The following is a 10,341-nucleotide window of genomic DNA, read 5'->3' as shown; positions in this document are numbered from 1 at the left end:
CTTCGAACCGAAGTTCAAAGACCCTACACATTTGATTCGTCGAAACGTTGTTCAGTTTTCAAAGATCTACTTTGTTGTCGCAAGACAACTATTAGATAATATCATTTAAGCAATATCATGTCAATTAGAATTTGAAGAACTTTTTAATTGGCTAAATCGTTCAAACGACTGCTGCATCAACATTCGTAACAGCAAGTAATACTATATCAATCTCCGCAAAAACGGTCAAGCCCCAAATTGAAAAAAGTTGCGAATTAGTCAAATACCGGGGCTGCATCAATCTTAACATCGTGGAATAAGTCATGGAGCTGACTACCATCCACAAATGATAAACCGGCTTTGATCACTTGGTCTTGCAACTCAGGTGAGATAGCTAAGTGATCAAACACGAATAGCGAAATATCCTCATGATTAACTTCACAGGTCGTCAGCTCGCTTAACCTTAAGTCATCCAATTCAATTGCTAAAAGGTCCCGCATTTGCTCTAAAATACTGGCCAGCGCCGTTTTTCCTGCCATCACTGGTGTTTTAAAGAATTGATAAGCGCCTGTCTTGTCATCTCTAGTCACTAAAAACTGTGTACTTTCACCATCAGTCATTAAAATCGTGCCTGCAACTTGTTTCATCATAAGTTCCCCACTAGTTTACTTTTGGTAGTTATATTAAAGAAGAAATCTCAAAAACGTCGGTTAGCCTCATCCAACCACTTGCCCATTGCACTGGCAATGGGGGAAAAACCAGTTTGAACACTTCGATCAGTCCAATAATGCTTATGTAGTGAACCACCAGCTTGATGTGGTTCACCAGTCTCCGCCAGACAACGAAGCGATAAGCTGATTTTATGAGAATACTCATCGATGTCAAGAATTTTAGTTTTCACCGTTTGACCAACAGTGACATAATCACGCAAATCCTTCACGTAACCAAAATGTGCCTCTGAAATATGGATCAAACCCTGATGATCATTATCAAGGCTAACAAAGGCACCATAAGGCTGAATGCCAGTCACAACACCATCAACAACCTGGCCAATTCGATAATCCACATCATCCGCCCCCTCAACTTACTTGGTGACTGTGATGTGGTCGATCAGAATTGGTGTCTCTGGACGATCCTCATAGTTCGTCGGTGCCGCTGCAATTTCATCCAACACGTTCATACCCGCAGTGATTTGACCGAAAACGGTATGGTGCCCGTCAAGCCATGGCGTACCACCTTGACGGTATTTATCAATCACTGCTTGATCCAGCCCTGATTCACTCAAATCGGCCAACATATCCTCTGGAACCCTTGTTGCCTGAACGAAGAAGAATTGGCTGCCATTCGTATTCGGCCCGGCATTAGCCATTGACAAAGCCCCGCGAAAGTTAAACAACCGATCTGAGAACTCATCTGCGAATGACTCACCATAGATACTCTCACCGCCGGCCCCGCTACCTGTCGGGTCACCACCTTGAACCATGAAATCAGCGATGACACGATGAAAACTGACACCATCATAATAGCCAGATTCTGCCAAACCGACAAAATTTGCGACTGTCTTCGGCGCTAGATCCTCAAATAGCTGTACACTAATTTCCCCCATTGTTGTCGTCAAAGTTACCTGCGGGCCATTTGCCAGCCCAATTTCAATTTGTGGGTACATCGTTTATGCCATCCTTTATTTATCAGTTTTAAAGTTTATTACCGGTCCAAAATCCGTTAACAGCTGATCCATTAGCAATGTGATTAAATACCTTAGCCACTTAATTGATCAACCATGATTTATAAGTCTGTCTTATTGTAAACAACCCATCGCCATGATGCAATCAATCTCATCGGTCACTCGAACAACGACTAAATCTCAAGAAATTAATTAAATTTCTCGCTAAACTGACACCCGCTATTTTGTGACCTTCCTATCTCTGCTATAGTATCACCATTGCCTTGACTGATCAGGGCGCTCCATTAATTAGATTACTTTATTCTGAAAGGAAACATTATGTCAACGCTCATTGACTTTGTCCTACATATCGATGCGCATCTAGTTAGTCTGGTCAACAATTTTGGTGATTGGACTTACCTCATCTTATTTGCCATCATCTTTATCGAAACCGGTCCGGTCATCTTTCCGTTCTTGCCGGGCGATTCATTACTCTTCGCGGCCAGTGCCTTAGCTGCGAATCCCCTGTATCATCTGAACATCTGGACCTTTGTCATCTTGTTCTTAGTCGCTTGTATCGGTGGGGATTCTCTCAATTTCCTGATCGGCCGCACAGTTGGTCAAGCTTTGACGAATCATTCACTATTTGGCAAATTGATCCAAAAGGATTCACTTGAACGATCTGAAGTGTTCTTTAATAAGCATGGCGCGATGGCCATCATTTTAGCCCGTTTCATGCCAATCATTCGTACCTTTGCACCCTTTGTCGCGGCTGGTAGCCGCATGCCTTACCGCCGATTCATTCGCTACTCATTAATCGGTTGTTTCGCTTGGGTCGCCTTATGCTGTGCTGGTGGCTACTTCTTTGGTAATATTCCATTTGTCAAAGAACACTTTTCAATCGTTGTCCTCGGTATCATCGGTATTTCCTTAATCCCCGCGATCATTGGCTACCTGCGTGGTAAATTGACCAAAGCATCGTAGTAATGTCATCACCAACAGAATTCTTCAGCGACTAAAAAACGTTTGTCCTGATAGTGGACAAACGTTTTTTTAAATGGATTTAGCTGCCTGACGCCCGACTAACCAGCCGACAACTAACCAGCCTTCAAAGATAACGAAAAAAAGGACAAAACAGTTGAGAAAAAAGCTGGCCGGTAACGCATCAATGATCGGATCACGATTAGGGTCAAATAACCAATCGTCGTTACGAAATAAAATTTCATGAAACGTAATGAAAAATTGATTAAAATTCATGCTCATGATTACCGCCAAAATGGGCGCGATTGGCAATGCAATTTGCATTGGCAACTGTAACTGCCACAATCGGCGTTGTCTTAGTAAGCGCCATAACCCCCAACCAGTAATAAACATGGTAATAATCAAAATAACATTGTTTAGCATCAGCAAATGCTTCACATCAGCAAAGTGCTGCAGTCCCGCCTTAGAATCAGAAAAATCTGCCATGGCCAGCTTAGTTACCCAGAGAAAATCCAGATAGGCCAACAATTGTCGATAATTGTGCATCATTGTCGCTTGGCTCAAATTGACCTGTTGTAGCACATCGGTCGTTTTCAATGTCAACCAATATAGCCAGATGGCATGCACTGTCAGCCAAATGGCACTGGTCAAAATAAACAACCAACCGGCGAGATAACGGCCAAAATGCATTAATTTAGCCAATATCAACCTTCGATCCGCCATTTAGTTAAGTCCTCCACGATATGTGTCGGCGTAATGCCACTTGTTTCGACATCGGACCGTTGTGAAAGCCCCGTCAACGTTAAAATTGATGCCATATGTGCCTGCTGGGCTGCTAAAATATCCGTGTGCAAATTGTCCCCGATCATGACCACCTGATCTGCGGCTAACCGCAGGCGTTTCAAGGCCGATAACATGATAATACCAGCCGGTTTGCCAATGGAGATTGGCGTGATGTCAGTGGCATACCGCACAAAATCAACGACTGCTCCAGCTCCTGGTAACATCCCCCGCTGATTGGGAATATTTGTATCTAAGTTAGTTGCGACGAAAGTGGCCCCATTTTGAATGGCCAAAACCGCCTGCACGAATTTTTCATAGGTCACTTCTCGATCCAAGCCGACAACCACAAAATCTGGTTGTGACGCAGCATCAGTCACGATTTCAAAACCAGCGGTCTGCAATGCCTCGGCCAACCCTCCCTCACCAATCATGTACACTGATCGTTGTTTCCCGTTTGCTTGCTCACGAAGATAATCAGCCGTCGCCAACGCTGTTGTGTACACATGCTCGGCTGATGTTTCAATATGGTGATGTTGCCGCAAGTTACTGGCAACCGCTTCGGGACTCCGGGTTGAATTATTCGTCAGGAATAAGTATGGTCGACCACTTTCAATTAGTCGGCCCATAAATTTTTGGGCGGATGGAATTTCACGGGAACCTTGATAAATCGTGCCATCTAAATCAATCAAATAGCCATCATAAACAGTCATGATGACGTACCTGATCCTGATCCTGACGTCCCTTTTTGCCGGATGGTAAAGTGACGGCGCGTTTTACGATGAGTGGTTCGCTGGGCCTGGTCTGATCCAGACTTAATCGATGATCGCTGATCTGACACTGCAGTTCGATTATTCGCCGACGACGATTTATGCCGGTTATTTTGCGAACGATGTGTCACCGCTTGATTCCCTGATTGAGAATGTGTTGACCGGTGATTATCGCTGTTAGTCTCCCTTGGCTGGCTTGTGCTATCTTCACGTCGCCGCTGACGAGACGCGCGTCGAGACCGATGCCGATCAGCCTTTTGCGGTTGATCTTGCTGATCAATTTCAACATCTAAGTTATGCAACACAAAATAGGCACAACCGAAATTACAATATTCATATAAGTAATCATTTAATGCAGTGATGGTCTGGCTAACAGGAACTCGCGCTGTATCAGCGGCGTAAAATCCCTTCAACCGTAACTGTTCAAAGCCAATATCGCCAACAATAAAATCATATTTGCTGAGTACGGTACTGTACCGATCAGCAAATTGATGAACATCGAATGCTTGATGAAAATCGTAAACCAATTCATATGGATGTCCGTTAATAAAAAACTGTGCATCATTTTCTCGCACAACGGTGAACATCGCCGCACGTTTGACGGCGGCTTCTTGGGCTAATTGGGCAATGTGCTCACGATCGATAATAAAACACCTTCTTTGCTAATAACGCGCTTTGTCAGCGCCGTTTATGATAGTCATCAGCCTTACCGCTAACCATCTGCTCAATTTCTGCGAAAGAAAAAGGGCGACCAAATGGGATTTCATGGTCTAAATAGGCTGTTTCAGGAGTATCTACCCCAACATTAATATTCTCTTTGGCTGGCATTGCGTAGTGATGAATATGGCCATGCAGATTGATGATATTCCCCACAATCCCTAATGAAAACGGATAATGTGTCAAATAATACTGACGATGATCGTATTTCAAATACACACCCACATCATGAAACTGAAACTTGGGTTCGCCATCGGCCAGTGGTTCATTATGAGCAGCTAAATACTTGAATAAGTCTCGATTATCATGATTACCCTTAATTAATACCAAATGACCATTTAGTCGATGTAACACTTCATTTACGGCGATCCAAGAGACACTAGCTGGCCGCGTAAAATACATCGCAATATCGCCAAGATGATAAACCGTATCTCGATCTGTGACCACTGAATTCCAATTTTCGATAATTGTTTCATTCATCTGTTCGACAGTTAAGAACGGCCGTGGCGCAAAATCATTTCGGCCCAATAACTGTTTATGAAAAAAATGCGTATCTGACGTAAAATAACGCACAGCTATGCGCCTCCCATCATTAATGGTGTCAATTGTACCACATCCACCAAAAAAGCTTGCTGTAAAAAACGTCTGCCCCCGATTGGCGGCAGACGTTTACTCGTTCATCTCAAAACTTTTGTCATCCTTGCTTAGAGGAACCGGCTATCGCGGTTTTGCCTGAAAGTCGATGGAAAACATACAAAGCAATCAACCAAATACCAGCGCCCACTAAAGCGACCAACGTCTCAACTTTGAAGAGCATCACGATGGCAACGAAGACGAGAAAACCAATAACTAAGTAATCTGTGAATGGTGCTCCATTTAGGTGAAAGGCCGCGATCGGTTGTTGGCGTTGCTTCAATTCTTTCCGATAGCGCAAGTGTGCGACCATGATCATACCCCAGATAAACAAAAAGCAAGTCGTTGCAATACTTGAAATCAAGGTAAAAACGCCGGCGGGAAATAAGAAATTCAGCACAACAGCGGCCGCAATAACTAGTGTAGAGAAGCGCAGTGCATTGGCCGGAACCTGATGCTGTGATAAGCGACTCATCCGTTTTGAAAAGCGGCTGGTGCCATCAAAGGTTAACGAATAAAGCATTCGTCCAGTCGTGAACAATGAACTATTGCAAGCGGACGCTGCCGCAGTTAAAACCACAAAATTAATAATCCCGGCAGCTGCTTTAATCCCAACATTTTGAAAAACCTGGACAAAGGGACTACTGTCAGGTGATACAGCCGACCAAGGATAGATACTCATAATCACTAATAATGCACCCACGTAAAAAATAATAATTCGCATGGGAATGTCATTAATCGCCTTGGGAATCACTTCGCGCGGATTGGCTGTCTCGGAAGCTGTCAAACCAACCATTTCAATCCCAACGAACGCAAAAACCACCATTTGAAACGACAACATAAAGCCCTTAGCGCCCTTGGCAAAGAAACCGCCGTCACGAACCAAGTTTGCAAATGAGGCGTGTCCAGCCGGCGTCTTAACCGATAAGAACACCATGACCAATCCAATCACAATTAAGGCCACAATGGCGGCAATCTTAATGATTGCGAACCAAAATTCCGTCTCACCAAAGGCCTCGACAGTAATTAAATTTAATCCCAGTAAAACGATTAATATCACAAAACCAGGGACCCACTGGGGCACACTAGGGAACCAGAATTTAAAATATAACCCAGCCGCGGTGATTTCGGCCATGGCAATTGTGATCCATGAGACCCAATAGGTCCAGCCAACCACGAATCCCATACGTTCACCAATATACCGATCAATAAAATCGATGAATGAATGCTGAGAAAGGTCTGACATAAGTAATTCACCCAAGGCTCGCATCAAGAAAAAACACATCAGTCCGGTCAAAATATAAACCAGCAGAATGGCCGGTCCTGCGAGATGAATTGATTCGCCGGCCCCCAAGAAAAGCCCGGTTCCAATAGTCCCCCCAATTGCAATCAACTGTACGTGGCGACTCTTTAATGCTCGTGACAGTTGCTGGGTTGTCTCCTGATTTTCTGCCATTCATGTCCCTACTTTCTTCATTAACTAATGAAATTAATTATAGCGGTATCAGTTTAGATGAACAAACGAAAACATTTCACGACATCGATGAAAATAATTCACTTTTAAATCCAAAAAAAGGCTGATCACTCATGATCAACCTTTGCGTCGCCACTATTTAGACAATCGCTCCACATCGCGCGCAATCATCAATTCTTCATCAGTTGGTACTAATAGGACTTTAGCAGTTGAGTCATCCGTTGAAATCACGGTTTCTTTACCACGAACATTGTTCCGTTCAGCATCAATCTTAATGCCCATAAAGTTAAAGGCGTCGGTGATTGCAGCGCGGATTTCTGGTGCATTTTCACCAATCCCAGCGGTAAAGACTAATGCATCCACCCCGCCCATCTCAGCGATGTACGAGCCCACATACTTAACGATGCGGTTAATGAAGATTTCAATTGCCAATTTTGCTCGGTGGTCATCACTAGTTTCTAGATCCCGCATGTCACCTGAAATGCCAGAAATCCCTAAAAGCCCCGACTTCTTGTTTAACATGTCCACCATTGCTTCTGGATTGGTGACACCCAGTTTTTGTTGCAGGAAGGTGACGAGTGAGACATCGATGTCCCCGGAACGAGTCGCCATCGTAATCCCGGCCAATGGTGTAAAGCCCATTGATGTATCAATTGATTTGCCATTTTCAATGGCCGCAATTGAAGCTCCCGCGCCCAAATGCAACGTAATAATTTTCATTTGATCTAATGGTTGACCCAAAATGTCAGCAGCCCGGTGGGAAACATACCGGTGACTGGTTCCATGGGCACCATAACGACGAGCTCCATACTTTTCGTAGTATTCATAAGGAATCGAATACAGATAGTTTTCCTCTGGCATAGTCGTATGGAAAGAAGTGTCAAAGACTGCAACAGCCGTCGCGTTAGGCAAAACCTCTCGGAATGCGCGAATTCCAGTTGCATTAGCTGGGTTGTGCAACGGCGCATATTCTGCTAAAGAATCGATTTTAGCCAAGACATCGTCGTTGATAACAACAGAATCCTTAAAGAATTCACCCCCAGCAACCACCCGGTGACCAACCCCAGTGATCTCATCAAAACTATCAATAATCTTTAAATCGATGAGTTCCTTCAGCAAAACGCTAATGGCAACCTTGTGATCCTTAAATGGCTGCTCTAGCTTAAAGTGTTCACCGTCTCCATATGAAATGGTGAAGGATCCCTCAGCTAAACCAATTCGATCCACCAACCCTTTAGCGATCACTTTCTCTGAAGGCATATCGAAAAGCTGAAACTTTAAGGTTGAACTTCCTGCGTTAACTGCGATTGTCTTTGCCATAAATACATTCTCCTTTAATTTCAAACATTCATGTTGATTATTGTGAAACGTTGGTGGCGACCCACTCATCAATTTGATTCGTGAAATCTGCCACGGCCTGAGCATCTTTCAATGAAGGAAACTCGCCCAGCAGCACCTGGCCCGCCTGTTTAGCCGAACCACCATGTTTTTGTAATAGCAAAATGGCCTTTTGTGCCTGTTTATTTTGAAAAAGTTCGCTAGGCAAATTTAAAATCCCTTGTAAATGAGCCTGACTTTGGATCCAAGCCACCAAACTGGGCGCTTCATTTGAAGTAAACAGCTGACTGGGCACTAAGAAGATGCCCCATCCACCAGCAACAAGTTGATTAACTGACTGTTCCAACAATAAATGATGGACATATGAGTGACCTTTTTGAGCTGCCGTCTTAAAATGAGTGGCCTGATCGTCCCGTGGATAATAACCGACTGGCAGATCACTGACGACTAAATCCATCTTTGGCATAACCAAAGGATCCAGCGCATCTTGATGGAATAACTGAATATCACGATGCTGTAAAGTAATCATGACATTTGCCATAGCGAGCATCGAGTCGTCATTGTCTACCCCGAAGCCCTGAATTTGAACGTCGTCCACTTGATTCAACTGGTTGATCACGGTTGTTAAAAGATTGCCCGTTCCAACTGCTGGGTCTAATACCGTCATTTGCGTTTGCCGCATTACCTGATTCGCCAGATAGGCCACTAAGAAGCCAATACTGTCAGGGGTCAATTGATGGTTTGCATCAATTGCATCTGTTTCGATATCCTTCAGCAAAGCCAACTGTAAGCCACGGCGCGTTGTTTCGGCGTCTACCAGCAGCGGCTGAATTTCTTGATAAAGCTGTGTTAATTTCATCGCTGCGGTAGCATCAGGTCGCCCTGCTTCCACACGAACTTGGCCCCCATCGATTAAATCGTCACCAACTTCAATCAATGCATCTAAATAACTGGTTGATAACTGTTGTTGAAGCAGTAACGTTGCTTGATCAAGCCGATGAAACAACGATTCCACATCTGTTTGTGCCAGTGCAACCACCTGCTTTCTTTACTGGTCGCTAATTATTCTTATCCTTGTTAAGGATACCGATTATTGACCATTATTTCAAGGCTTGTTTGCGCTGCCAAACTTGGCGTGACGCGGTTTGACCCCCATTTAAAGTGATGTCAATTTGTGAATTAGTTAACGTAGCCTGACCATTTTTAAACTCAAAGATCTTTTGTTCTGGTCGATAGTAATGTATTTCGTTTACCTCGTTTGTGATTGTCTGAATTTGCCAATAATAAATATTACTACGCAACGCTTGGGCAGAAGCCTCATAGGCACGAATGTGTAGTAGGATCAATCCCACCGCTAGTACCATTAAAAAAACTGAAGAGGGCAAAATGAAGCCGGTCCGATATCTATTTTTCATGTGAAACTTCCATCGGTAAAAAAATTATACCGGTCGCTTGCTGCCCTTGCGGATGTTTTGGCCCACCCGCAAACATTACCTGAAGTGATAAACACTGACTACTCTTTTCATAATTGAATTTCACTTTAGAAACTAATTCTGCCAATGGCATATAGCCACCATTCAATGTTGTCAGCAACAATTGACCATGTTTTTCTGCCAATACATATTCATGCCGATGGCCAGAACGATCATTGCCAGCTAGTTCGATGCTGTGTTTATCCCCACTGAGATATTTGAATTGACCGGTTGGACTGGTTAAGTGGATCAACGCATTGTCTAATTGTTCGCGAACTTGTAAGGGCCGTTCAAAATCACGTGTCAACTGTTGGACAGTGAGCGCGATGGTGAAGAAGACCAGAATTCCGACCACCAATGCCCAGAGCGTTTCGATCAAGGTAAAGCCTAGTTGATGCCGTCTCATGACTCAAAATCATCCCCCAACGTTGACTACTTTTTTCGTAAGCCGCTTTAGTTGTCCGCTCCTCACGCTCCAATTCGCGTAATCGTTGACTCATCATATGATTCGTTTCAGCAACGAATAAGCAACAC

The 10,341-nt window shown here is 43.9% G+C and carries 13 protein-coding genes; 1 reads left to right on the top strand and 12 read right to left on the bottom strand.

Annotated features, from left to right (window positions below; genetic code table 11):
• Nucleotides 1–254: 254 nt before the first annotated feature.
• Genes AC27FN_RS09690 through AC27FN_RS09680 form a run of 3 tightly spaced genes read right to left on the bottom strand, consistent with a single transcriptional unit; the run spans nucleotide 255 to nucleotide 1,645 of the window.
• Nucleotides 255–626: a hypothetical protein gene (locus AC27FN_RS09690; protein WP_487167780.1), complete on the bottom strand. Its 372-nt coding sequence runs from the start codon at nucleotides 624–626 to the stop codon at nucleotides 255–257.
• A gap of 50 nt (nucleotides 627–676) precedes the next feature.
• Entirely contained in the window at nucleotides 677–1,045 is a 369-nt protein-coding gene (locus AC27FN_RS09685) for a CvfD/Ygs/GSP13 family RNA-binding post-transcriptional regulator (RefSeq protein ID WP_487167779.1), read from the bottom strand.
• A gap of 18 nt (nucleotides 1,046–1,063) precedes the next feature.
• Nucleotides 1,064–1,645 carry a peptidylprolyl isomerase gene (locus tag AC27FN_RS09680; protein WP_487167778.1) on the bottom strand — a complete coding sequence of 194 codons (582 nt, stop codon included), beginning with the start codon at nucleotides 1,643–1,645 and terminating at the stop codon, nucleotides 1,064–1,066.
• 336 nt (nucleotides 1,646–1,981) lie between these two features.
• Here AC27FN_RS09680 and AC27FN_RS09675 point away from each other — a divergent pair, with 336 nt between their 5' ends.
• Nucleotides 1,982–2,626: a VTT domain-containing protein gene (locus AC27FN_RS09675; protein WP_487167777.1), complete on the top strand. Its 645-nt coding sequence runs from the start codon at nucleotides 1,982–1,984 to the stop codon at nucleotides 2,624–2,626.
• Between the two features lie 69 nt (nucleotides 2,627–2,695).
• Here the strand turns inward: AC27FN_RS09675 and AC27FN_RS09670 are convergent, their stop codons facing one another.
• From AC27FN_RS09670 to AC27FN_RS09630, 9 genes are all read right to left on the bottom strand, one after another.
• Nucleotides 2,696–3,346, bottom strand: a complete 651-nt coding sequence (locus tag AC27FN_RS09670) for a TIGR01906 family membrane protein (protein ID WP_487167776.1) — start codon at nucleotides 3,344–3,346, stop codon at nucleotides 2,696–2,698.
• A complete protein-coding gene (locus AC27FN_RS09665; RefSeq protein ID WP_487167775.1) occupies nucleotides 3,328–4,116 on the bottom strand; it encodes a TIGR01457 family HAD-type hydrolase in 789 nt (262 codons plus the stop codon). The genes AC27FN_RS09670 and AC27FN_RS09665 overlap by 19 nt, the downstream gene beginning before the upstream one ends.
• A complete protein-coding gene (locus AC27FN_RS09660; protein WP_487167774.1) occupies nucleotides 4,113–4,748 on the bottom strand; it encodes a YutD family protein in 636 nt (211 codons plus the stop codon). Before AC27FN_RS09660 ends, AC27FN_RS09665 begins: the two co-directional genes overlap by 4 nt.
• Before the next feature lie 103 nt (nucleotides 4,749–4,851).
• The gene (locus AC27FN_RS09655; RefSeq protein ID WP_487167773.1) at nucleotides 4,852–5,463 is read right to left on the bottom strand and encodes a metallophosphatase; all 612 of its coding nucleotides are present in this window, start codon (nucleotides 5,461–5,463) and stop codon (nucleotides 4,852–4,854) included.
• A 121-nt stretch (nucleotides 5,464–5,584) separates the two neighbouring features.
• Complete coding sequence (locus AC27FN_RS09650) at nucleotides 5,585–6,979, bottom strand: amino acid permease (protein ID WP_487167772.1); 1,395 nt, start codon at nucleotides 6,977–6,979, stop codon at nucleotides 5,585–5,587.
• A 153-nt stretch (nucleotides 6,980–7,132) separates the two neighbouring features.
• Nucleotides 7,133–8,317, bottom strand: a complete 1,185-nt coding sequence (locus AC27FN_RS09645) for an acetate/propionate family kinase (protein ID WP_487167771.1) — start codon at nucleotides 8,315–8,317, stop codon at nucleotides 7,133–7,135.
• A 37-nt stretch (nucleotides 8,318–8,354) separates the two neighbouring features.
• Nucleotides 8,355–9,365, bottom strand: coding sequence for a class I SAM-dependent methyltransferase (locus AC27FN_RS09640; protein ID WP_487167782.1), 1,011 nt, complete (start codon nucleotides 9,363–9,365; stop codon nucleotides 8,355–8,357).
• Nucleotides 9,366–9,435: 70 nt separating this feature from the next.
• Entirely contained in the window at nucleotides 9,436–9,750 is a 315-nt protein-coding gene (locus tag AC27FN_RS09635) for a hypothetical protein (protein WP_487167770.1), read from the bottom strand.
• Nucleotides 9,740–10,213, bottom strand: a complete 474-nt coding sequence (locus AC27FN_RS09630; protein ID WP_487167769.1) for a PulJ/GspJ family protein — start codon at nucleotides 10,211–10,213, stop codon at nucleotides 9,740–9,742. The genes AC27FN_RS09635 and AC27FN_RS09630 overlap by 11 nt, the downstream gene beginning before the upstream one ends.
• Between the last annotated feature and the right edge of the window lie 128 nt (nucleotides 10,214–10,341).

The organism is Furfurilactobacillus sp. W61-4 (assembly GCF_057545565.1).
The sequence above is the reverse complement of the archived record's forward strand: the minus strand, read 5'-3'. Positions and strand labels throughout refer to the sequence as shown.